Annotated in this window: 23 protein-coding genes; 13 read left to right on the top strand and 10 right to left on the bottom strand. The window is 72.8% G+C overall.

Features of this window, described 5'->3' with window-relative positions; genetic code table 11:
- Positions 1-296 precede the first annotated feature (296 nt).
- The 6 genes from ACFP3V_RS18695 to ACFP3V_RS18720 all read left to right on the top strand — a co-directional run bounded on the left by ACFP3V_RS18695 (position 297) and on the right by ACFP3V_RS18720 (position 8,462).
- Entirely contained in the window at positions 297-854 is a 558-nt protein-coding gene (locus ACFP3V_RS18695) for a TetR/AcrR family transcriptional regulator (RefSeq protein WP_380584856.1), read from the top strand.
- The gene (locus ACFP3V_RS18700) at positions 851-1,744 is read left to right on the top strand and encodes an aldo/keto reductase (RefSeq protein ID WP_380584857.1); all 894 of its coding nucleotides are present in this window, start codon (positions 851-853) and stop codon (positions 1,742-1,744) included. Before ACFP3V_RS18695 ends, ACFP3V_RS18700 begins: the two co-directional genes overlap by 4 nt.
- Before the next feature lie 103 nt (positions 1,745-1,847).
- A complete protein-coding gene (locus tag ACFP3V_RS18705; RefSeq protein ID WP_380584858.1) occupies positions 1,848-2,867 on the top strand; it encodes an NADPH:quinone reductase in 1,020 nt (339 codons plus the stop codon).
- 427 nt (positions 2,868-3,294) lie between these two features.
- Positions 3,295-5,661: an NHL repeat-containing protein gene (locus tag ACFP3V_RS18710; protein ID WP_380584859.1), complete on the top strand. Its 2,367-nt coding sequence runs from the start codon at positions 3,295-3,297 to the stop codon at positions 5,659-5,661.
- Positions 5,662-5,735: 74 nt separating this feature from the next.
- Positions 5,736-6,530, top strand: a complete 795-nt coding sequence (locus ACFP3V_RS18715) for a DUF2127 domain-containing protein (protein WP_380584860.1) — start codon at positions 5,736-5,738, stop codon at positions 6,528-6,530.
- A gap of 270 nt (positions 6,531-6,800) precedes the next feature.
- On the top strand, positions 6,801-8,462 hold the full coding sequence (locus tag ACFP3V_RS18720; protein WP_380584861.1) for an enoyl-CoA hydratase-related protein: 1,662 nt from the start codon (positions 6,801-6,803) through the stop codon (positions 8,460-8,462).
- Between the two features lie 308 nt (positions 8,463-8,770).
- Here ACFP3V_RS18720 and ACFP3V_RS18725 read toward each other — a convergent pair whose 3' ends face one another.
- The 3 genes from ACFP3V_RS18725 to ACFP3V_RS18735 all read right to left on the bottom strand — a co-directional run bounded on the left by ACFP3V_RS18725 (position 8,771) and on the right by ACFP3V_RS18735 (position 11,531).
- Complete coding sequence (locus ACFP3V_RS18725) at positions 8,771-9,469, bottom strand: SDR family oxidoreductase (protein ID WP_380584862.1); 699 nt, start codon at positions 9,467-9,469, stop codon at positions 8,771-8,773.
- A gap of 518 nt (positions 9,470-9,987) precedes the next feature.
- Positions 9,988-10,689, bottom strand: coding sequence for a luciferase domain-containing protein (locus ACFP3V_RS18730; RefSeq protein WP_380584863.1), 702 nt, complete (start codon positions 10,687-10,689; stop codon positions 9,988-9,990).
- Positions 10,690-11,027: 338 nt separating this feature from the next.
- Positions 11,028-11,531, bottom strand: a complete 504-nt coding sequence (locus ACFP3V_RS18735) for a GNAT family N-acetyltransferase (protein WP_380584864.1) — start codon at positions 11,529-11,531, stop codon at positions 11,028-11,030.
- 371 nt (positions 11,532-11,902) lie between these two features.
- On the opposite strand from ACFP3V_RS18735, the gene ACFP3V_RS18740 reads away from it, so the two are divergent.
- Entirely contained in the window at positions 11,903-12,802 is a 900-nt protein-coding gene (locus tag ACFP3V_RS18740) for a fructosamine kinase family protein (protein ID WP_380584865.1), read from the top strand.
- A gap of 117 nt (positions 12,803-12,919) precedes the next feature.
- Here the strand turns inward: ACFP3V_RS18740 and ACFP3V_RS18745 are convergent, their stop codons facing one another.
- Positions 12,920-13,552 (bottom strand): TetR/AcrR family transcriptional regulator, encoded by a 633-nt coding sequence (locus ACFP3V_RS18745; protein WP_380584866.1) that lies wholly within the window; start codon positions 13,550-13,552, stop codon positions 12,920-12,922.
- A 148-nt stretch (positions 13,553-13,700) separates the two neighbouring features.
- Between ACFP3V_RS18745 and ACFP3V_RS18750 the strand changes: the two genes are divergently transcribed.
- The 3 genes from ACFP3V_RS18750 (at position 13,701) to ACFP3V_RS18760 (ending at position 16,168) form a co-directional block, all read left to right on the top strand.
- Entirely contained in the window at positions 13,701-14,312 is a 612-nt protein-coding gene (locus ACFP3V_RS18750; RefSeq protein WP_380584867.1) for an NADPH-dependent FMN reductase, read from the top strand.
- A gap of 5 nt (positions 14,313-14,317) precedes the next feature.
- Positions 14,318-15,760 carry a DHA2 family efflux MFS transporter permease subunit gene (locus ACFP3V_RS18755; protein ID WP_380584868.1) on the top strand — a complete coding sequence of 481 codons (1,443 nt, stop codon included), beginning with the start codon at positions 14,318-14,320 and terminating at the stop codon, positions 15,758-15,760.
- 216 nt (positions 15,761-15,976) lie between these two features.
- On the top strand, positions 15,977-16,168 hold the full coding sequence (locus ACFP3V_RS18760; protein ID WP_380584870.1) for a hypothetical protein: 192 nt from the start codon (positions 15,977-15,979) through the stop codon (positions 16,166-16,168).
- Positions 16,169-16,209: 41 nt separating this feature from the next.
- Here the strand turns inward: ACFP3V_RS18760 and ACFP3V_RS18765 are convergent, their stop codons facing one another.
- Together ACFP3V_RS18765 and ACFP3V_RS18770 are read right to left on the bottom strand one after the other, a co-directional pair.
- The gene (locus ACFP3V_RS18765) at positions 16,210-16,848 is read right to left on the bottom strand and encodes an HAD family hydrolase (protein WP_380584872.1); all 639 of its coding nucleotides are present in this window, start codon (positions 16,846-16,848) and stop codon (positions 16,210-16,212) included.
- A gap of 128 nt (positions 16,849-16,976) precedes the next feature.
- Entirely contained in the window at positions 16,977-18,422 is a 1,446-nt protein-coding gene (locus ACFP3V_RS18770) for a hypothetical protein (RefSeq protein ID WP_380584874.1), read from the bottom strand.
- A gap of 523 nt (positions 18,423-18,945) precedes the next feature.
- Between ACFP3V_RS18770 and ACFP3V_RS18775 the strand changes: the two genes are divergently transcribed.
- Entirely contained in the window at positions 18,946-19,386 is a 441-nt protein-coding gene (locus ACFP3V_RS18775) for a VOC family protein (protein WP_380584875.1), read from the top strand.
- A gap of 63 nt (positions 19,387-19,449) precedes the next feature.
- On the opposite strand, the gene ACFP3V_RS18780 is transcribed toward ACFP3V_RS18775, so the two are convergent.
- The 3 genes from ACFP3V_RS18780 to ACFP3V_RS18790 form a co-directional block, all read right to left on the bottom strand.
- Positions 19,450-20,259 carry a MerR family transcriptional regulator gene (locus tag ACFP3V_RS18780; protein ID WP_380584877.1) on the bottom strand — a complete coding sequence of 270 codons (810 nt, stop codon included), beginning with the start codon at positions 20,257-20,259 and terminating at the stop codon, positions 19,450-19,452.
- Entirely contained in the window at positions 20,252-20,788 is a 537-nt protein-coding gene (locus tag ACFP3V_RS18785; protein WP_380584879.1) for a VOC family protein, read from the bottom strand. The genes ACFP3V_RS18780 and ACFP3V_RS18785 overlap by 8 nt, the downstream gene beginning before the upstream one ends.
- 77 nt (positions 20,789-20,865) lie before the next feature.
- Positions 20,866-21,279, bottom strand: coding sequence for a hypothetical protein (locus ACFP3V_RS18790; protein ID WP_380584881.1), 414 nt, complete (start codon positions 21,277-21,279; stop codon positions 20,866-20,868).
- Positions 21,280-21,558: 279 nt separating this feature from the next.
- Between ACFP3V_RS18790 and ACFP3V_RS18795 the strand changes: the two genes are divergently transcribed.
- Both ACFP3V_RS18795 and ACFP3V_RS18800 read left to right on the top strand, forming a co-directional pair.
- A complete protein-coding gene (locus ACFP3V_RS18795; protein WP_380584883.1) occupies positions 21,559-21,792 on the top strand; it encodes a hypothetical protein in 234 nt (77 codons plus the stop codon).
- Between the two features lies 1 nt (position 21,793).
- The gene (locus tag ACFP3V_RS18800) at positions 21,794-22,165 is read left to right on the top strand and encodes a toxin Doc (protein WP_380584885.1); all 372 of its coding nucleotides are present in this window, start codon (positions 21,794-21,796) and stop codon (positions 22,163-22,165) included.
- A gap of 88 nt (positions 22,166-22,253) precedes the next feature.
- Here the strand turns inward: ACFP3V_RS18800 and ACFP3V_RS18805 are convergent, their stop codons facing one another.
- Entirely contained in the window at positions 22,254-22,403 is a 150-nt protein-coding gene (locus tag ACFP3V_RS18805; protein WP_380584887.1) for a hypothetical protein, read from the bottom strand.
- Between the last annotated feature and the right edge of the window lie 40 nt (positions 22,404-22,443).

Below are 22,443 nucleotides of genomic sequence, written 5' to 3' on the forward strand. Positions count from 1 at the left end.
CGTCCGGCGGCGGTGGGCGCGGTGTGCATGGGCGGCTCCGACAGGTGGGTGGGCATGGGAGCGGACCGGGAGCCCAGGCAGGGCAGGAAACCCGGGGTGAGAGCGCTCTCTCGGTGCGCCTCGATGATTCCGGCGTCGCTGAAGGCATGTCAATGAGCATGCGGGGTTCCGGAACTGGGGGACGGCCGCGATGGAATCGCCGTCCATGGAAGATGTCGATCGGCGCGCACAAACAGAACCACGATTCTGTTATCTTGGTGGCAAGAAGAACATGCATTCCTTTTGCGGGAGGTGCGGTGCCCCGGCTCACCGATGCGCGCAAGGAGCTCCGGCGCACCCAGATCGCCGAGGCCGCCGTCCGCTGCTTCAGCCGCAACGGCCTGGAACGGACCTCGATCGCCGACATCACCGCCGAGTCCGGCCTCTCGGCCGGCTCCATCTACGCCCACTACCGCAACAAGGCGGACCTGGTTCAGGCCGCCGCCCGCGACGTGCTGGCCAGGCGGGCCGATGTCCTCGACGCGTACGCGGCGGCCGACGCCCCGCCCGGCCCGGACGAACTGCTCTCCCGGCTCATCGCGGCGATCGACCCCGCCGAGGCCCGGGTCGGCGTGCAGACCTGGGGCGAGGCGACCACCGACCCGGCCATTCGCGCCATCGTCGTCGACATGACCGACCGGATGCGGGCGATGCTGCACGACTGCGTGACGGCATGGCTCGTCAAGGTCGAGCACCTCGAGCCGACCCCGGCCCGGGAGCGCGCCGCCCCGATCGCCCACCGGGTCATGGCCCTCTACCAGGCCGAACTGCTGTACACCGCCTTGCGGACACCGACCGAGGAGACCGCGTCATGACCACCCCGACAGCTGCGTTCGGCGCTCGTACCGTCTTCCGGATCGGCTACGGCGCCCTGCAGCTCGAGCGCCTGCACGACCGCCGCGACGAAGCCGTCGCGCTGCTGCGCCACGCGGTCGAGCTGGGCGTCGACCATGTCGACACCGCCGAGTTCTACGGATTCGGGTTCGCCAACCACGTCATCCGCAAGGCACTGCGTCCCCAGGACGACGTCCTGGTCGTCACCAAGGTGGGTGCCGACCCCGACCCGGGCGGGCGGCCGCCCCTGCGCCTGGCGCAGCGTCCTGAGCAACTGCGCGCCTCCGTCGAGGACAACCTGCGCAGCCTCGGCGTCGACCGGCTCGCGGTGGTCAACCTGCGCCGGCTGGACACCGGCCCCGGGCTGCGACCCGAGGGGGACCAGGTGGTCGGTTTGGACGACCAGCTGGCGGTGATGACCGCACTGCGCGACGAAGGAAAGATCGGCGCGATCGGGCTGAGCGGCGTCTCCCTCGACAACCTGCGCCGCGCCCTGCCCGCGGGCGTCGTCTGCGTCCAGAACGCCTACAGTCTCGTCTCCCGGGACGACGAGGACATGCTGCGGCTGTGTGCCGCCGAGGGCATCGCCTGGGTACCGTTCTTCCCGCTCGGCGGGGCCTTCCCCGGGCTGCCCAAGGCCACCGACGAGCCGGCGGTGCGCGCCGTGGCCGAGTCCCTGGGCGTCACCCGGGCCCAGGTCGCCCTCGCCTGGCTGCTGCACCACGCCCCGAACGTGCTGCTCATCCCCGGCACCGCCGACCGTGCGCACCTGGAGGCCAACATCGCGGTCGGCGGGATCACCCTCGACGCCGCCGCCCTCGCCACCCTCGACGCCGTCGGGTCCCGCTCCGCCGAAACCCCGAGCGGCTGACCGAACCGGCACCACGGAGCCGCGGCCATCCTCGGCCCGTACATCCGACGGGCAGTCAGTCCCCGTCGGCGGACCGCTCATTCAGGCGCACCAAGGACGGATCATGAAGGCCATCATCTACCGCGACAACGGCGGTCCCGACGTTCTCCAGTTGGTCGACCGCGACCTGCCCGAGCCCGGCCCGGGCGAGGTCCGGGTACGGGTCGCCGTGTCCGGGGTCAACCCGACCGACTGGCAGGCGCGTTCCGGCTCCGGCCACCCCAAGCGCTTCGCAGAGGTGACCCCGCACCTCGACGGCGCCGGCACGATCGACGCCGTCGGCGCGGGGGTCGACCAGCGCCGGGTCGGTCAGCGCGTCTGGCTGTTCATGGCCGCCGCCGGGCGGCCCACCGGCACCGCCGCCGAGTTCACCGTCGTGCCCGCCGAACAGGCCGTGCCGCTGCCCGACGAGGCCGGCTTCGACCTGGGCGCCTCCCTCGGCGTCCCCGCGCTGACCGCGCACCGCGCGCTCACCGTCGCGGAGGACGGTCCGCGCCGGCTGTCGCCCGGTGCGCTCGACGGGAAGGTCGTGCTCGCCGCGGGCGGGGCCGGAGCGGTCGGACACGCCGTGATCCAGCTCGCCCGGTGGGCCGGTGCCACCGTGGTCAGCACGGTCAGCAGCCCGGAGAAGGCCCGGCTGGCGGCTGCCGCCGGAGCCCACCACGTGATCGACTACCGTGAGGGCGATCCGGCCGGTGACATCCGCGAAGTCGCCCCCGACGGCGTCGACCTCGTCGCTGAGGTGGCGCTCGGCGCGAACCTCGCCCTGGACCTCGCCGTACTGCGCACGCGCGGCACGATCGCGACCTACGCCAACGACGGCGGCATGCCGGTCGAGCTGGACGTGCTGGGGAGCATGGTGCTCAACGCGCACTTCCACTTCCTGGTCCTCTTCCTGGCCGGTCCCGAGGCGCGTGCCGCCGCGGTTGAGGACGTCGCCGCCGCGGTGCGCGACGGGGCGCTGCCGGTCGGCGAGGAGCACGGGCTGCCGCTGGTCCGCTTCCCCCTCGACCGCACCGCCGACGCACACCGCGCGGTCGAGAACCGCGCGGTCGGCAAGGTCCTGGTGGACATCGGGGGTTGACGCCCGGTCAGCTGCCGGCTTCCGGGCCGCCAGGGAACCGGCATGGGTGGCCGGGAAGCCGTTGCGCCGGGTGACCGAGAGCAGGCCGTGCCGAACATCCGCCGTGCGGCGGAGGGAGGGGCGGCTCGCAGAGGTGCAGAGCGGCACACAAGGTATCGAACTGGTCTCGGAGTTGAGGACCGGCGGCGATCAACCGGGGTCGGCCCGCACACTCGGGATGCGGTCGGGCCGGTGGGACGAGCCGCTCCGGACGAGAGTGGTTCGCCTTCGCGGCCGCCGGGGGGTGCACGATGCGGAACTCCAGAATGGGCGGGATCGTCGGAGCCGGGTCGGCCGCGGCCTCGCGGCCGTGGTGGGGCTCGGTCCCGCCCCCGCCACGGCGGCGTCAACTCCCATGGGGGCAGCGGCGACAAGCGGCCGCGCCACGTTGACCCTGCGGATCACCGACCTGCCGGCGAAGGTCGCCGGTGCCGTGCGGGTCAGCGGGCCGCACGGCTACCGGCGCACGCTCCGCGGCGGGGCGGTCCTCGGCAAGCTCCTCCCGGGCCGGTACACCGTCGCCGCGAGTGCGGTCCGCGACCCCCGCGGCACGCTCTACCTGGCCACCTCCGGCACCGGAACGTTCACGCTCGCAGCGGGGAGCCGGACCACCCGGACCGTCGACTACTACACCCGTGTCCCGTCGACCACGCGGGCTGTCCCCGCCGCCGCCATCACGAAGGTCGCCGCCGCCAACGGCCGGCTCACGGTCACCGTCCACGGCGGCACCCGGTTCGCCGTCGGCCAGGTGCTCGCGGCAGGCGTCGGGCCCCGCACGCCGAACGGCCTGCTGGCCAAGGTGGTCGGGGTGCACGCGGTCACCGGCGGGGAGGTGGTCACCGCCGTGCCGGCCACGCTGCGCCAGGCGTTGCCCCAGGCGAAGCTGACCTTCTCCCGGGCCTACCCGGCGCAGGCAGCCGCTTCCGCTGCCGCGCCCGCCGCCATGGCGGTGCCGGGCTGGTCCAAGAACCTGAAGTGCGGCGCCTCCGCGCAGGTCGCCCTGCGGGGGTCGCTCAGCAGCTCGCTGTCCAGCACGCTGCGGGCCGACTGGTCGCTGTCCGGCGGGGCGACCGCCGCCGTCTCGGTCTCCGCACGCGAGGCGTCCTCCCTGACGGCCGCGCTGAGCGGCGCGGCCACCTGCACGCTGACGACCACTCAGCTCGGATCGACACGGACGCTCGGCGAGTTCACCGTGTTCATCGGCCCGGTCCCGGTGGTCGTGGTGCCCCGGCTGAGCTTCTTCGTCCGGGGCTCGGTGAAGACGACGGGAAGCGTCACGGCTTCGGCCGGGCAGGACTTCACCGCGACGGCCGGACTCTCCTACGCCCACGGCACGCTGACCCCGAACGCGACGGCGGTCGCGTCCAGTACGCACCAGCCGCCGACGGTCACCGGCACCGGCCGGCTCACCGTCGCCGTCAGCACCCGGCTCCGGCTGGACCTGTTCGGAGTGGCCGGGCCGACCGTCACCATCGACCCCGGCCTCGACCTGGCGGCCGACGTCACGGCCAACCCGTGGTGGACGCTGACCGGCACCCTCGACGCCGGGGCCTCGCTCCGGATCCCCGCCCTCGGGATCAACGCGTCCGACCCGCGGCTGTTCAGCAGGCGGGTCGAACTGGCCCACGCCGCAGGCCCGTTCCCCGCCACCGCGGTCACGGACGTGCCCGTCGGCGGAAACGGCACCGACGGTCCGGTGCTCGGCCCCGACGGCCGGGCGTGGCTGGTCGCCTGGGACGCCGCCCGTCAGCACACGCTCTTCGAGGCGGTCGACCCGGCCACCCGGGCCGTCCAGACCTACCACCAGACGGCGTCCGGGACGGTGGGCACCCTCAGCTACGACGGGCCGCTCGCCTTCGACGGCGGCGGGGGACTGTGGCTGGTGGGCTACAGCCAGGGCGGCAACCCCTCGGGGCCGGTGCTGATCCGTTACACGCCGACCGGTGCGCTCTTCAGCACCTACGCGCTTCCCGCGGCATGCCTCACGGCCCCGACCCGGCTGGCGGGTTCCTCCGACGGCTACGTCTGGGCGAGCTGCGTCGGCTACGCCGGCGACACCGTGGTCACCCGCGTCTCCGGCGGGGGGACCTTCACCACGTTCCACGCCCCGAGCGGCGCGCCGACGCTCGGCCCCCTGGTCCCCGGTGCGAACGGCGCCATGTGGGCGCTGGGACGCGGGAATGCGCACACCTCGGTGGTGGAGATCGGGACCGGCGGGCAGGCCGCGGTCTTCAACGACGGCAGCAATGCGAGCGGCCTCTTCCTCTCGGGCAACGGCACCGGCGAGATCGTGGAGACCGCGCAGTGCGACGACGGGACCGGTACCGGACAGCTCTGCTTCCAGCAGGTCGGCGCCGACGGGGCCCGTACGCCCCTGGGCGGCCTGCCCGGAGCGGACGGTGCCACGGGCGGCCGCATGGTCGCCCCGGCGATGGACCGCTCGGGGAACCTGGAAGTGCTGGTGGAACCGGGGGCGAGCAGCGTGGTCCAGCCCGGCCAGTACTACTTCTACGAGCTCACCCCGCTGGGCGCGGGAACCGTCCACCCCTTCAGCATGCCGACGGCCGATCAGGGCAGGTTCTCGCCCCCGTCGCCAACGGTGCCCCCGTCGTCACCGCCGATGGCGCCCTGTGGCTCGAGCAGTCGCAGTGGCCCGTCTCCGGCGACCTGCTGCGGGTGGCGGTGGGCCGGTGACGTCGGCCGTTGGCTCCGTCACGGACGCGTGAGGGTGGTGGGAGGAGGTGAGGCCGGGTAGGAGCAGGAAGCAAGGGAGAGCCTCGTCACGCATGAGGCGCGCGTCTCGTTGACGCTTCGGTGAGGGGAGCGGTGGTGGGAGTGCGGCGCCGCAAGGTGGATCTGGAGTTGCTGACCTGCGCCTGGCACGGGCACGCCCTCGGCACCGGCGGTGCCGCGGGGCGTCGTCCCGATCCGGTGCTGGTGCGGGAGACGGCGGACGGCCTCCAGTGGTACCGCTGCCTGCGCTGCGACGTGTGGATCCCGTCCAGGAAGCCGCTGGAGCAGGGTGTCGCGGCGGCGGACCGGAGCGAGATCACGGTGCCGGAGCGCGGGCGCGCGTTGCGCGACCGGTACGTGCTGCGCCTGATCGCGCTGGACCGGGTGCTCCACTTCCTGCTGCTCGGGGTGGCCGCCGCGGCGGTGATGGTCTTCGCGGCCGACCGCTCGCGCGTGTCCGGCCCGTTCTACCGCGTGGTGGACGCGCTGCAGAACGGGGTCGGTGGTGCGGGGGCGCGGCCCGGCACCGGACTGATCGGTGAGTTGGAGAAGGGATTCGAGGCCAGGGCGTCGCACCTGTGGCTGCTTGGCGGGATCCTCGCCGCGTACGCGCTGCTGGAGGGGGTGGAGGCGGTCGGCCTGTGGCGGGCGCGCCGGTGGGCGGAGTACCTGACGTTCGTGGCGACCACGGTGCTCCTGGTGCCCGAGGTGTGGGAACTGACGCACCGGGTGACGGTCTTCAAGATCACCGCGTTGGTGGTCAACGTCGCCGTCGTGGCCTATCTCCTGTACGCGAAGCGGCTGTTCGGGTTGCGCGGCGGGGCGCGCGCGGAACAGCGGGAGCGCGACGAGGACATGAGCTGGCAGGCCCTGGAGCGCGCCACGCCGTGAACGGCAGCGCCGGGCCCCGGCGGGGTCCTTCGGCACGGCAGGTGAGGGGAGTCGGCCCCTGAGGCGGCGCGTGCAGAGGCCCGGGAGGCAGGCCCACACGGTCCGGCCGGGTCAACCCTGGCCACCACTCGGTGGCTCGGGCGGTCACTACGAAGCAGATCCGGTCGGTTCCGGTCGAGGCGTTGTGGGGGCGCCGGGTGCGCAGCGCAGCATGTCAACTCCTGGCAGTCCCCGCTCCCCGGCCCTTCGCGGGTCGTCCTGGAGGTGACCGTGCGCATCCTGCTCATCGCGAGCGCGTTCAACAGTCTGACCCAACGGGTTCAGGCCGAGTTGGGGGACCGGGGCCACCGCCTGGCGTTCGCCTGCGTCGCCGGCGCCGAGGACGTTCGCCGCGCGGTGCGGGCGCACGACCCGCAGCTGGTGCTCGCCCCGATGCTGACGGCAGTGGTGCCCGAGGACGTGTGGTCGCGGTGGGTCTGCCTGATCGTGCATCCCGGGCCGCCCGGGGACCGCGGGCCCGCCTCGCTGGACTGGGCCGTGCTGGAGGGGCGCCGCCGCTGGGGGGTGACGGTGCTTCAGGCGGAGGCGGAGATGGACGCCGGTCCGGTCTGGGCGTCGGCCGAGTTCGCCCTCCCTGCGGTGGCGAAGTCCGACGTCTATCGCGGCGAGCTGTCGGACGCCGCGATGGCGGCCGTGCACCTTGCGGTGGAGCGTTTCGCGACCGGGCGCCACCGGCCCTGGCGACAGCAGGCGGGACAGGCGCGACCGACGGTGCGTCAGGAGGACCGCCGGATCGACTGGTCGGCCCAGCCCACCGCCGAGATCCTGCGCACCCTGCGGGCCGCCGACTCCCGGCCCGGCGTCCTGGACGAGTTCCTCGGCGGTGCGTGGTACCTGCACGGCGGCCACCCGGAGGACCGGTTGCGCGGCCGACCGGGGAGGGTGCTGGCCACCAGGGCCGGGGCGGTGTGCCGGGGCACCGTCGACGGTGCCGTGTGGATCCCGGAGCTGCGGCCCCGCCCGGCGCCCGGCGGGGAGGCGACGTTCCGGCTGCCGGCGGTGCAGGCGCTGGGCACGGCCCTGCCGCGGGTGCGCGAGATCCCTGCGCCCTGGGTACTGCGGGGGCCGGAGCACAAGACCACCTGGCGCGACATCGAGTACCACGAGCAGGGCGCCGTGGGCCTGTTGCGCTTCCGCTTCCCCGCGGGGGCGATGAGCACCGCGCAGTGCCGCCGCCTGCTCGCCGCCTACCGCTTCGCCTGCGGCCGTCCCACGTCGGTGCTGGTGCTCGGGCCGGAACGGGACTTCTTCGGCAATGGCATCCACCTCAACGTCATCGAGGCGGCCGAGGACCCCGGCGCCGAGTCCTGGGCGAACATCAACGCCATCGACGACCTGGTGGAGGCGGTGCTCACGACGGAGGACCGGCTGGTGGTCGCCGCCGTCCCCGGCAATGCCGCGGCGGGCGGGGTGATCCTGGCGGCCGCGGCCGACGAGGTGTGGTGCCGGTCCGGTGCGGTGCTGAACCCGCACTACCGGTTGATGGGCCTGTACGGGTCGGAGTACTGGACCTATGTGCTGCCGCGCCGCGTCGGCGCGGACCGCGCCCGCGCGCTGACCGCCGAGGCGGTGCCGCTGTCCGCCGCGGCGGCCGTGCGGATGGGGCTGGCCGACCGGCTGGTGCCCGCGGGGCCGGGCGAGTTCCCGGCGGCCGTCGCCCGGATGGCCGCCGAGCTCGCCGCCGATCCGGAGACCGCCGCGCGGATCGGGGCGAAGAAGGCCGCCCGGGAGCGGGACGAGGCCGTCAAGCCGCTCGCCGCCTACCGGGCCGAGGAGTTGGCGATCATGCGGCGGATCTTCGCCGACCCCGATGCGGACTACCACCGGCTGCGGGCGGACTTCGTCCGCAAGCGCCCCGGCGCCAGGCAGTGATCTGTCCGGTGCCCGCCCGGTGGCCGAGGCTGCCGCCCGGTAGCCGGTGGTCCCGGTCGCCTCCGTGCGCGACCACGTCCTGGACCACCCGTCCGCCGGGGCCCACGACTTGCCGGTCACCCCCGCCGGGCGTCACCTGGCCGCCGCGACCCTCCGGTCCCTGCCCCACACCGCCGCGCGGCTGACGTCAGCCTGGGCAACAGCCAAGCCGACGTGACAAGGTGACGCGCCGTCAGCGCCGCTCGTGCACGGACCGCCGGCCTGGTGGGTCCGCCGTTCGGCGGGTGCGGAGTGGGCCGAGGCCGAGGTCAGCCGAGCTGTCCGGTCGGACGCAAGGTGATGTGGTTGATGTCCACGCCCGTGGGCTGGTTGAGGACGACGACGATGGTGTCGGCGATCTGTTCGGCGGTCATCGCGGGTGCCTCGTCGGAGATGCCGCCCCGCTCCTGCCAGAACGGCGTGTCCACCACGCCGGGGGCGACGACGGTCACGCCGACCCGATCCTTGGAGACCAGCAGGCGGGTGTTCTCGGCCAGGGCATGCGCAGCCCATTTGGTGACCGAGTAGAGGTTGCCGGGGGTGTTCCGTACCCCCGCCACGGATCCCATGACGACGATCCGGCCCCTGGACTCCCGCAGGAGCGGCAGCGCCTCCCGAATCAGCAGCGCCGGACCCAGGACGTTGGTCAGGATCATCGCCCGCATGTCGTCGGGAGAGTGGCTCTCCAGGTTGCCGGGCAGGGAGAATCCGGCATTGGCGACGATGTTGTCCAGTCGGCCCCAGGCGTCCGCCACTCGGCCCACGGCGGAGGCGACGTCGTGCGGATCGGCGGCGTCTCCGGTGATGGTCAGCAGCCGTTCGCCCGCTGCGGCGGCAGCGGCGAAAGCGGCCAGCTTGTCGGCGTCCCGCCCCGTCACGGCCACGCGATGGCCCTGCTTGAGGAGGGCGCGGGCGGTGGCGGCGCCGATTCCGGTCGAGCCGCCGGTGATCAGCGTGGCGGGTTCCAAGGGGACGGCCTCCTCGGTGCGAGGGTGACGACGTGACGGCGGAGTGCCCAGGGGCGACGGGCTCGAGGCGGCGTGGGCCGTCCCTGGCTCCGGCCGCGGCGCGGGCGACTGCGGTTCGCTTGCACTATACCCAGCCGTCTCCCGGCCGCCCGCTCCGCCGGGCCGAGCCGGTGGCGACGCCGTCCTGGTGGTCGAACTCGCCTGCATGACAGGTGCTTTGAGCGTTGTGCGACGACGTGGCAGGAGCGAGGAGTCGACCGGTGGCCGCCATGTCGTCCCCGGCGCAGGCTACTTGGCAGGGCTGTCGCCGCTCGTCCGGTGGGGCGGCGTGCGTTCGCGGTGCCACTCCGCTCGACCCTCGCCCGGCTGCGTCGAGGCCTCCGGCCACCGACCCGACCGCGGCATGTACCGCGACTTCTGTGCCCGGGCGACGATTGGGTGACCGACCGTGCCGGACGTCGCAGAGCGCAGGTTCGCGCCTCCGGGAGTGCTCGACCTCCGGCCAGCGCGGTGTCCCCTCAGCCGGCCGAGGGCAGCGGGCGTCGGGTGCCGTCCTGCATCAGCAGGGCGCAGGAGGCTTCCTGGAAGGCGTGACGGCCCGGATCAGGGGTGATCTGGATGGTGATCAGGCGCGGTGCGTCGTCGGCGAGTTCACCGTGGAGCTCGACGGGCTGCTTGCCGCTGAGGCGGCGGATGTCCTCCTCTTTGCCGTCGATGAGGAGAGCCGCCGTGCAGGGGTGACGGCCGGTGACGGTCAGCGTGATCGAGTGGCCGTCCACATCCAAGTGGTAGCGGTGGTTGCTCATGGCTCGGCTCCTGAGGAGATGCGGATTGCCGTCGTCTCGGGGCAGCGCGAGGGGGAGCCGCCTGAGGCCGCGGGTGCATGGCGTGGGCAGCGGGGTGGGCCCCCGGTGCTGGTGGGCCTGGAGGGCGACGCTGGTCAGGGCGATCAGGAGGTCGGCGTCGGCGGGGACGTCCAGGAGGATGGTGATCCAGTCGCTGACCGGAGGGAGGCGCACCGCGGTGGAGGCGGCGAGTTGAGGGCCGAGACGAGCGATCACCGGCGCGGTCAGCTGCAGGTCCGCTTCGTCGAGGTCGTGCAGGTGCACGACCTCATGGCCCTCGAAAGCGAACGCGGTGCCGTGGCCACAGGACGGCGGAACGCTCGTGAGGGCCGCCCAGGACTCGAACTGCACGCGAGCCAGGGTGCCGGCGTCCATGAGGCAAGCATCACACGCCTCCACCGCAGGGCCCAGTCGGCGGCGGGGCCGGCGGCGCGGGTGCCGCGCTGCGGCGTGCGCTGATCAGGCACGTCGTGCGGCACCGGACGTCCGGGCGGGCGGCCGGCGCGGCCGCGAGGATGTCCCAGGCGGCCGCCGCGTCATCGGTGCCGGTGATGTCCAGGAGTCGCAGGACACGGGCCGAGCAGGCGGCAGGGCGCAGGTCCACGGCTGCCTGCGCCGCTTCCCGGCGGATCTGCGGAAGGACGTTGAGCCCGGGGGAGTCGCACAAGGTGACGTGGGCGACGCCGGCGAGGGGGCCGGCTCACGGGCTTGCATCAGTCCGGCACCGACGCGAGATCACGCTGGAACCAGGTGCCGGGCTTGCCGCCCAGGTCGGCCGGGTCCGCCGGGCCGACCGGGACGAAGCCGGCCTTGGCCAGCACCCTTCGGGAAGCGACGTTCGCGTGGGAGGCGGCCGCACGCAGTGTGCGCAGCCGGTGCCGGGTCGCCGCCAGCCTGCACAGCTCGCGGACGGTGGCGGTCGCCACCCCGCGGCCCGCGACGTGCTGGGCGACCCGGTAACCGAGGTGGGCCGTACCGTCCTCGAGGTCGTACAGGTTGAACCGGCCGAGAATGCCGCCGTTCTCGTCGACCAGCACGTAGTAGGCGCACTCGCCGGCCTCCTGCTCGGCCAGCATGGCGCTGTGCCGGTCCTGGAAGCGCTCGTAGAAGTCGTCGCCCCGGTCGGACACCGAGGCGGCGAAGTAGGCGCGGTTCGCCAGCTCGAAGGCCAGGATCGCGGAGGCATGGCCGGCATCCAACTGCTTCAGTTCGGGCACGGCGCGACTCTACTCAGACGCCGCGGCGAGGTCACCTGGGTTCCGTGGGGCGGCATCCACCGTCGGCACGCCGACACCGCTGACCGGACGGAGAGGGGGCGAGTTCTGGTGGAGGCGCTGTGTCGCGGGGCTGCTGGAGGCGGCGTGAACACGGCGGCACCGCCCGGGACCCACGCTCGGGCGACGCTGCCGGGCGACCAGGATCCCACCGACCTCACGGGGAGGGTGGTCCGCGGGCCGGACCAGGGGAGGAGCGACCGGGACGGAAGTTTGCTTTCTGCGTTGACAAAAAGGGTCCGGGATCAGAGGATCGGCGACCAAGGCCAAGGACGGCGAGGAGGCGGGGTGTCACCGTGGAGACCGCACCAGAAATGACGCGTTCGGCGTCCCTGCTCCTCGACCGACTGCGGTCCGCCGGCTTCGAGGACGTGTGCGCGCTTGACGACGCGCCCGGCGGCCAAGCGGCCGTCGCGGGCTTCGCGACCACCACGCAGGGGCAACGGGTCTTCGCCAAGACCTTGGCCGATCCCCCTCCCGCGGGCGGCCCCTTCCACGCCGAGGCTGAGGGGCTGACCGCCCTGCGCCTCCGGGGCGGGGTGCCGACGCCCCAGGTGCTGGCCGCCTCACCCGACCTGCTGGTGCTCAGCGTGCTGCGGCCGCGCCCGTCGACGACGCAGTTCTGGGAGCAACTGGCCCATGTGGTGGCCGAGTTGCACACCACGACAACCTCCGGCCGATTCGGCTGGCACCAGGACAACTGGTTGGGCCGCGCTCGCCAGGACAACACCTGGGACGACGACGGCTTCTCCTTCTTCGCCCAGCGCCGCCTGCTCCGCTGGCTCCCGGAGCCGCGGGTGCGAGCCGCACTCGACATCCGGCACCGCCGTGCGCTGGAGCGGCTGTGCGCGCGACTGCCCGAGCTGCTGCCGGACCGTCCAGCCTGCCTGACCCACGGCGACCTGTGGGCGGAGAACGTCCTGGCCACCGACACGGGGCAGGCTGCCCTCATCGACCCCGCGGTCTCCTATACCTGGGCCGAGGTCGACCTCGCCCATCTCTGGTGCACGCCACATCCGCCCGAGGCCCGGCGCTTCTTCGACGTCTACGCCGAACTGACCGGACTGGACGCCGACTGGCGCGCGCGGATGCCGCTGCTGCAACTGCGCCAACACCTCGCCGTGATCGCCCAGTTCGACCACGACTGGGGCGCCGCCGAGACGGTGCGCGGGCTGCTCGCCCCCTTCCTCACCAGGTGGACCCGCCGGAGCTGAACCCTCCGGCGCCGGGCTCACGCTCCGCTCGCGGTCACGACCGGCCGCCGCGTCCAGGCCTCGCGCCTGTCGCGGGAGGCCGGAGAGGTCGACGCCACGACGGGAGCGACCTGCCCGTCACCTTCCGTAGAGGCGCAGGAAGGCGGAGACCCCCGAGCGGACAACCTGCTCCAACTCCTGTTGCGGCAGCGGGAAGACGCCGTAGAGGGTGCGGTTGGTGACCTCCGCTCCCGTCAGCAGGATGAAGTGGCTCGCCGCCAGTCGCGGGTCCGTGGCGGCCAGCCGGCCGCGCGTCGTCAGTTCGGCGAAACGGCGGGCGAGTTCGGCCCGGACCGGGGCCGGGCCGGTGGCCTGCCAGTCGGCGAGGACCTCGGGCGGGAGGTGGGCGGCGTCGGCGATGATCTGGCGGACCAGGGCGAAGTGGGCGCGGAACTCCGCCAGGGGGCTCACCCAGTCGAGGGCCAGTGCATGCAGGGCGTCGGGCACGTCGGCGGCAGCACGGTCGAGCAGGCCGTCGAGGTGACGGGCCATCAGGTCGAAGGTCGCCGCGCGGACCGCGTCCGCGCTGTCGTGGATCACGGTGGCGAACAACTGCTCCTTGCCACCGGGGAAGTGGTTGTAGACGGTCCGGGTCGAGACCCCGGCCTCCTTCGCCAGGGCGTCCATGCCGGCGCGGCTGTAGCCGTCCCGGCCGAAGACGGTCAGGGCGGCGCGCGTGATGGCGGCGCGCTTCTCCGGGGCAGCAGGCATGGGACTAGGACCTCCGACGTAGGCGGTCGGCCCGGCAGGGCCTAGGTACAACGACCGTTGTAGGCATTGCAACGGTCGTTTTACTTTAACCGGGCAGTCGGCGATCAACCCCGACAGCACGCAACCGGACACCCGAGGAGCCCTTCGCATGAGCGCCGCAGCCCTGCACGCCGCACCCGACACCGCACCCCTGCGCACCGCCGTCATCACCGCGAGCACCCGGGACGGGCGGTTCGGACCGACCGTCACCCAGTGGTTCACCCGCCTCGCCGCCGGGCGCGACGACCTGGAGACCGAGCTGGTGGACCTGGCCGAGCACCCCGTCCCGAACACGCTGAGCTGGAGCCCGCCCGCCGAGGACCAGCAGCTGCTCGCGCCGCTCACCGCCAAGCTGGAGGCCGCCGACGCGTTCGTGATCGTCACGCCCGAGTACAACCACAGCTTCCCGGCCTCCCTCAAGCAGGCCGTCGACTGGCACTACACCCAGTGGCAGGCCAAGCCTGTCGGTTTCGTCTCCTACGGCGGCATCGGCGGCGGCCTCCGGGCGGTGGAGCAACTGAGGCTGGTCTTCGCCGAGTTGCACGCTGTGACGGTGCGGGACAGCGTCAGCCTGCACCGGGCGCACGAGGCCTTCGACGGGGACGGCGAGCTGCGCGAGAGCGCCGTGGCCGAGGGCGCGGCCAAGGGCATGCTCGACCAGCTCGCCTGGTGGGGCCGGGCCCTGCGCGCCGCCCGGGCCGAGCACCCGTACGGGCGGTGAGCCCGATGAACACCCGGACGACAACCGCCCGGTCAGCCGGCGGCACGGCCCCACGCGACGGGCAACCGGGGCTCTACGCGACAGCCGCCGTGGTCGTGCTCGGGTCCCTGATGAGCGTGGTCGACACCACCGTGGTCACCACGGCCCTGCCGTCCCTGGCGCGGCAGTTCCACGCACCGCTCGCCCAACTCCAGTTCGTCAGCTCCGGATACACCCTCGCCCTGGCCACGGTCATCCCCGTGACGGCATGGGGGATCGCCCGGTTCGGCGCGAAGAGGCTCTACCTCACCGCGCTCGTGGTCTTCGCACTCGGCTCGGCACTCGCCGGACTGGCGTGGGACCTGCCCAGCCTGGTGGCCTTCCGCGTGGTCCAAGGCCTGGGCGGCGGACTGCTCATGCCGGTCGGCATGACGCTGGTCATCCGGGCGGCGGGAGGCGAGCGCACCGGGCGCGCCATGAGCCTGATGGGGATTCCCGTGCTGATCGGCCCGCTGGCCGGGCCGCCGCTCGGCGGCTGGCTGGTGGACACGGCGTCGTGGCACTGGGCCTTCTTCGTCAACCTGCCCGTGGCCGCCGTCGCCGTCCCGCTCGCAGCCCGCCTGCTGGCGAGCGAACGTCCCACCGGTGCGGGAAGACTGGACATCACCGGGCTGCTGCTGCTCTCCCCGGGACTGGCCCTGCTGGTGTACGGCCTGAGCCGGCACGGCGCGCCGCTGCCCACGGTGGCGGGAGCCGCCCTCACCGCCTGGTTCGCGCGGCACGCCCTGCGCGCGGAGCGACCTCTGCTCGATCTGCGGCTGCTGGCCCAACGCCGCTTCGCGGCGGCGGTGGGGGCGCAAGTCCTGTTCGTCGCGGCCTACTTCGGTTCGATGATCCTGTTGCCGCTGTACTACCAGGGCCTGCGCGGGTTCACCCCCACCCATGCCGGACTGCTCGGCGTGCCGCAGGCGCTGGCCACCGGGATCACCATGCAGCTCTCCGGACGCCTGGCCGACCGGGTGCCCGCCGGGCGCATCGTGCCCGTGGGGATCGGCCTGGCCGCCACCGGGTTCCTGGCCTTCACGCTCCAGGTGACCGCGGACGTCCCGGTCGGCCACCTGCAGCTCGCACAGGTGGTCATGGGCGTGGGAGTCGGCCTGACGATGATGCCGAACCTCGCCGGGGCCACACGCGAAGTCGCCCCCGCGCAGGTGCCGATGGCGGCGACGACGCTCAACATCCTGCAGCAGGTGGCCGCAACGGCCGGGACCGCGCTCCTCGGCGTGCTGCTGGCGGCCGCGGCGGGCGCCGGCCCGGGCGCCGTGCCGGACGCGGACGGCTTCCGGCACACCTACGGCTGGGCAGTGGCGCTCATGGCAGCCGCACTGCTCCCGGCCCTGCTGCTCCCGCGCGGACGGCGGGACGGCCCGCGCGGGGTCACGGACCAGGCCGGTCCGTCGCAGACCTGACGACCCGTCGGGTCCCGCGCGCGGACCGGCCCGGGGCGGCGGCCCTCGCCCAGCGGTTCCGGCGCCGACCTCCGGACGGCCGCAACAAGGCCGAATCGGTGGCGCGCCGCAGGGAAATCAGGAAGGCTCGCCGCACGGTCCCACCGGTGTGCGCCGTAGGGTCGGCGCGCCATCGGCGAGTTGGGCCGCCGCTCCCGTCGAACTGAGAGGACGTCCTTGAATCCGGACCCCACGTGCTGCTTCTGCTCCCGGGTCATCGATCTCGGCCAGGACGGGGCGGCGACCGTACTCCGGCTCGGCCCCGTCGATCCGGGACCCGGAGGCCAGGTGCGGCAGCGGGCCTACGCCCACTCGAGCTGTCTGCGCGAGCGGGTCCATCCGAGCATCGACCTCTGGTGGGAGTTGTGAGGCGGCCCCGGCTTACGGAGCCGGGGCGGAACGCCGGCCTTTCAGGGGGTGAGGATGATCTCCTTCAGTTCGCTCAGGGTCCTGATTCGGTGGCTCGCCTGGGAAAAGTCCTGCGTGCTCGTGAAGTCGTTGTGCACCACGGCGCAGTCGATCCCGGCCGCCACGGCTGATCTCAGCCCGCGGGACGAGTCCTCCACCACCAGGGTCTCCGCCCGCGTGGCCCCGAAACGCTTCAAGCCGGTCAGGTAGGGTTCCGGGTGCGGCTTGGCACGCTGGTAGTCCTCGCGTACAAGGACGAAGTCCATGAACTGCGCAATCCGACGCTTCTCATGGATGATGTCGAAATCCCCGCGTTTCGCGGTCGTCACGATGGCCATGCGGACGAAGTTCGCCAGTTCGGCCAGGGTGTCGACGACGCCCTCGATCTCGATGGCTTCGGTCCGCAGATATTCCTGGTAGTAACGGTCACGGACCTCGCGCTGCGCGCTGATGGTCCGTTCGTCCACGCCTGCCGCTCTGGCCTGGTCCCACGTGCCCTTTCCATGGCTCATGTCCCGGAGGTACTGATCCTTGTCCACGGTCAAACCGATGTCCGCCAAGGCGCGTTCCCCGGCTTTGTAGTACCAGAACTCGGTGTCCACGAGGACGCCGTCGTGATCGAACAGGATGAACTTCTTCACGGCTTTCGTCCTTCCCTCCTGCGGACTTCCTCACCACCGCCGGAGCGCCGCCGGGACGCCGACACACTACCCGCGAGCCAGAGTCGAGCATCGCGCGGGCCGGCCGGGGCTGGGGCCGCAGGCGGCGGTCAGCCGCTGGTCACCCGCAGCACTCCCGTCTCCGTGCCCTGGTAGAGCCTTCCGTCGGGCCCGGTGGTGCCGGTCATCTGCAAGGGGTTGTAGAGCAACCCGAGGCCGATCCAGGAGCTGGAGAGTTGCGTCCCGGTCGCGGGGTCGACGGTGGCGTAGGAGTAGGAGGCGAAGGTCTGCGCCCCCACCGAGTCGGTCGGGCCGCTCACAGTGAAGGTGTAGATCTTTCCGTCGGCGAGTGAAAGCCGGGGCAGGGCAGCCGACTTGACGTTGCTGTTCCAGACGGGGTGGCAGCCCTCTCCGCCGGGGTTGAGGTCGACGCGGCTGAGGCCGCCCTCGAACGGGGCCGACGCGGGGACGCTGGCGGGGGCCCCGGCCGGGAGTGCGGGGTAGGGGTAGCCGTAGGTGTCGGTCACGAAGACGCTGCTGCCGGAGGCGATCACGGCGTCCTCGGTTCCGCTCGCGGCGTACTGGGTGAGCACAGGCGTGGTGCACACCGGAGTCGGGCCGCCTGCGACGCGGTAGACGAGCAGGTTCTCGTGCGGAGCGGCGTTGTCGGTGATGGTGACGTACTCCGTGCCGTCACCGGGGCCGAAGAAGCTCGGCGTGGCTCCGGTTCCCCAGCTCAGCTGGCCTGGCTTGCGCCCTGGTCCGCGGTCGTAGGGGGCGCGCCACTCCACCGTGGGGGTGCCGTCGGCGGTGTCGGTCAGCAGGTAGAGCGCGTGATCGGTGGCGACGGCGGTGTGGCCGGGGACGGTGGAGATGCTGTTCTCCACGCCCTCACCGGTGTGGATCGTCCGTACGGCGCCGGTGGAGGTGTCGGCGGTGCCGATGACCCCGCCTGCGGTGGCGAACCAGACCCGGCCGTCCCAACCGGGGCTGAGCCCGACGATGTTGTCGCCGGAGGGGAGGGAGGCGGCGAGCGGTGTCGACTGGTCAACCGTCAGGGTCCAGGCGCCGGCGGTGAGGTGATGGCCGATGCGCAGCAGGTTGTCGTCGCCGTCGACGACGACCAGGGCGTCGGTGTTGTCGAGGTAGGCGTAGACGCCGCCGAACAGGCTGCCCTTGGGCAGTGCCAGCGAGGCGAGGTCGGCGCCGGTGCCGGGGTCGAGCAGGTGCACGGTGGGCGTCTGGCCGAAGATCGTGGTGCACAGTGCCACGGGGAGGCGGTCGCTGCCGATGACCACGGTCGGGCAGGCCGATGCGAGTGCGGTGCGGCTCCAGTGGACGGTCCCGCTGCCGGGGCCGGGGTAGGACGTGGTGTCGCTGGAGGCGCTGTCGCCGTGCATGGTCGCGGTGCCGTTGGCGGCGGTGGCGGGGTTCTGCGGCGGGAGCGGTCCGAAGCCGGATGCGGCGCCGTGCGCGGCGGTGGCGGGTGCGCAGAGCGCCGTCACGGTGGCGAGGGTCAGTGCGGCTGGAAAGACACGTACGGTGCGCAGGCGCATGGAGGGGTCCCGTTCCTCTGGTCAGGGTGTGGAGGCCCAGCGGCGGTCGCCGTGATCCGCATGCGTGCGACGTGGGAACGGTGCGACGCGGGAACAGGGGGGCCGCTCGGCATGGTCGGGAGCGGCCGACCTCGTGGTCGGGGGCACGAGGTGTGTGTATCGACGAAGTACGTGTCGCCGCGTCAGCTGACGCGGCGACAACCCGTGGTGGTGGCAAGGCCGTGGTCCACATGGCGGCGACTCACCAACACGGTCATGGGCCGTGACTCTAACCGAAGTTGGCGAGCGGCGCAGCACTCTCACGGTGACGGCCGCAGGGTTCAGGACGGGCATGGTGCTGCCGACGGGCCGCCTCAGCCGCGCGGTGTGCCGGTGGGGACGGACGCGAGGACGACGGTGAGGACGCCGGTGCGGACCGGGGGAGCCGATGCGCGTGGACCGCGGCATGTCGAGAACGGGTCAGCGGCTCCGTCCCCCGTTGTATCAGAGGTCAGAGGGGCCGCACCGGAGGGAGAGAGCCGCCATGGCGATCCAGCGGATGGACAACGTCGGCATCGTCGTCGAGGACATGGAGGCCGCCGTCGCGTTCTTCGTCGAACTGGGCATGGAGCTCGAGGGGAGGGGAGAGGTCCAGGGGAAGTTCGCGGACCAGTGCACCGGGCTCGACGGCGTGCACTGTGACATCGCGATGCTCCGGACCCCGGACGGGCACAGCCGGCTCGAGTTGGCGGCGTACCGCAGTCCCGTGGCGCTCAGCGCCGGGCCGCGCAACCGGCCGCACAACATCGTGGGCACGCACCGCGTCATGTTCGCCGTGGACGACATCGAGGACACGGTGGCCCGGCTTCGGCCCCACGGCGCCGAACTCGTCGGGGAGATCGCCCGGTTCGAGGACAGCTACCTGCTCTGCTACCTCCGTGGCCCGGAGGGCGTCATCGTCGGGCTGGCCGAGCAACTGCGCTGACGCGCAGGCAGGTCGGCCGGCTCGACGAACTGCCGGAACTCCCGTCGCCGGGGAGCGCGGCCCTCACTGCCACGTCGCGGTGTCCGGGTCGATGCCATGGGCACGGGCGGCGGCGTCGATGATCCGCCGCAACCACCCGGCGAGGCCGGGTCGGGTCGCGTCGTAGTGGGCGGCGAACGCCGGGTCCGCTTCGAACCTGCGGCCGAGGCAGACCTGCATCTGCCTGGTGAGCGGGAAGTAGGAGGAGGAGAACAGCTCCCGATGCCGCTGCGCGAGCGCGTTCGCCTCCGGGCTTCCGGGCTCGACGCCCGCTTCCATCGCCTCGGCGAAGGACTGCTCGAGGGCGGTGGCCGCGTCCGCGACGGCCTGCCACTCCTCGGGGCCGCGCACGGCGGAGCGTTCCGCGTACTGCCGCCACTGCGCGGTGTCGCCGTAGTCCTGCCGGGCCTGGGCGGTCCACTTCGGGTCCCATCGCGGGCCCAGGATCGCGGCCTGCTGCTCGACGGTCAGCAGCAGGCCGCGCTCGTGGGCGTCGATCATGCGATCCAGCCCCTCGGCGAGCTGCCGGAGGCGGTCGATCCGGTCGGTGACCTGCTCGCGTTGGGCCCGCAGCGCACCGGTGACGTCCACGGCCGGGTCGTCGAGGACGAGTTGGATCCGGTCGAGGGCGAGGCCGGTCTCCCGGTAGACCACGATGCGTTGCAGGCGTTCGAGGTCCCCCGCGGTGTAGAGGCGGTATCCGGCGAAGGTGCGCAGCGACGGCCGGGCGAGCCCGATCTCGTCCCAGTGGTGCAGCGCGCGGACGGTCACGCCCAGGCGCGCCGCCACCTGGCCGACCGTCAGGCCGTCCGCGTCCTCAGGGGTTTCAGGCATGCTGCCCATTGTCGCGGCGGTCGACGCCGGGTGGGGTGATCCCGATGGCGGCGAGGTTGCGTGCCTCCTGGCCGGCAGGATCGAAGGGCTTGGCGGCGGTGAAGACGATCCGTGCGTTCTCCGGGGTCGTCACCGCCACGTCGCGGGTGTTCCACGGCGTGTCCCGCGGATCGTCGACGGAGCCGGGGAGCACCGTCCGGCATGCCTCGACCAGGGGGTCGATCTGGTTGAGCACGCACGCGAAGCTGACGCTGAGCGCGGGCGCCTGCTCGGGGACGGCCGGAGCCGAGACGAGCAGGACGTCCTGGAACGCCCACCGGCGCAGATGCACCAGCCTGCCGGGGATGGCGAACAGCTCGAAGAATCCCAGGCCGCGGGTCCAGAAGTGCACCGACGCGGCCAGGTCGGTGGTGGGGATGGTGACGAAGGCGGGCATGCCGTAGATGCCGTGGAAGGGCTCGGGCGCGACCGCGTCCGGGCCGGGCGCCGGGACGGGGCTCATCTCGAAGGCGTCGTAGTAGTGGCTCATGGACGCAAGCTTCTCGGCCTCACGCAGGGTGAGGGTCAAGTCCGGGCCGCCGGGTGTGTCCTGGCCGCCCGGCCGGGTCAACGGACGTGGACGGTCACCGTCCGAGTGGCCTGGATGATCGTCTGGTGACGGTCCCGGGGCGAGGACGCCTCGGTCAGCACTCCGCGGAACTGCCACTGGCCCCGGTGCGACGGGCGTATGCGCATGTCCACGCTGCCGCCTGCGTTGTAGCCGCCGTGCGAGCAGCGCAGCGTGACCCAGTGGCCGGCTCCGAATCGCTCCTGGACGCAGAACCGGTTGTAGGTCGAGTTGTCGTCGTCGCCCTGGCCGGCGAGGTGGACGGTCGCACCGAGGCGGACGGTGTGGGGGCCCGCCGTGAACGAGCTGTCGGCCTTGGCCCAGGCGGTGGCCGCCGCGAGCCCGAACGCGCTCGCGGTCGCGGCGGTGACGACGGCGGCGCGCAGCGCCCGTCGGCGGTTGCGGATGGTCATGGATCTCCCCCTCGTGTCGGCGTTCCCCCGGTCCGAGCGGCGGGTGGGTTGCACCCGCACGCCTGATCCGTTCGGGGATGGAGACAGCCTGCGGGCGAACGCAGTTGCTCGTTGCGCGTCACCGTTCGGTGACAAAGCCGGCGACAACTGCAGGTCTGGCAAGGGCACTTCGGTGCGTCCTGCCGGAGCGGGCCGGCCGTGCGGGCCGGCATCGGGCGCCGCGGTGGCCGCCGCAGGGAAGTGCTTCCGGCGAATAGCGCACTGCTATACGCTGAGGGCATGACGAAGCAGATCAACATCCGGCTCGACGACGACGTCCATGCCCGGCTCGTCGCCCGTGCCGAGGCCGAGGGCACCACGGTGACCGCCCTGATCACGCAGGCGGCCGAACGTGACCCGCGTCTGGACGGGGGCGCCGCCACGGCGGCCGCCTTCCTGGCGAAGCACGCGTCGGAGTTCGCCGCGGCCTTCCCGGAGGAGGAACCGGACAGCGCGTCCGGTCGGGCCGCCTGAGATGGATCTGCACATCGACATCCGCTGGCTCCTGGAGCGCCAGGCGGAGGTGCTGCCGAAGCATCCGGACGTCCACGACTTCTCCGGTCTGGTGGCGGCGGTCGCCCGGCACCGGGTGAACACGCCGCGGCTGGATTACACCGCGGACGCGGCCTGGCGTGCGGCGGCACTGTTCCACGAGATCGTCTCGGTCCGCCCCCTGCCCGCCCGCAACGCCCTGTACGGGGCGCTGATCGCGGTGGCCTACATGGCCGCGTCGGGGGAAGCGGTCGACGCTCCCTACGGGGCGCTGAGCGAACTGGCGAAGGAGGTCCGCGCCGGCAGCGCGGATGTGTACGCCTGCGCCGACCGTATCCGCGGCTGGCGGGTCTGACCGGATACGCGGCGCACCGGCGAACCCCTCCGAAGCCCGGGTTGGTGGGGGCCAGGGCGGCGATCTCCCGGTGCACCCCCCAGCCAACTCAGCTTCTGGCGAGGTGAGTTGCGCCGAGCGTCAGCAAGTGATGCATGACAGCGGCAGGAATCTGCGGGTTGCGGACTGCCTTGTCGCCGCTGCGCGGGTCCAGCAGGAGCGGCACGAGCACGTCGGGCGGCAGGGCCGGGTGAGCCATGGCCCCGCCACCGCACGCCCTCGCTCGTCTCGGCCGCAAG

Source organism: Streptacidiphilus monticola (assembly GCF_042658505.1).
In the GTDB taxonomy this organism is placed as follows: domain Bacteria; phylum Actinomycetota; class Actinomycetes; order Streptomycetales; family Streptomycetaceae; genus Streptacidiphilus; species Streptacidiphilus monticola.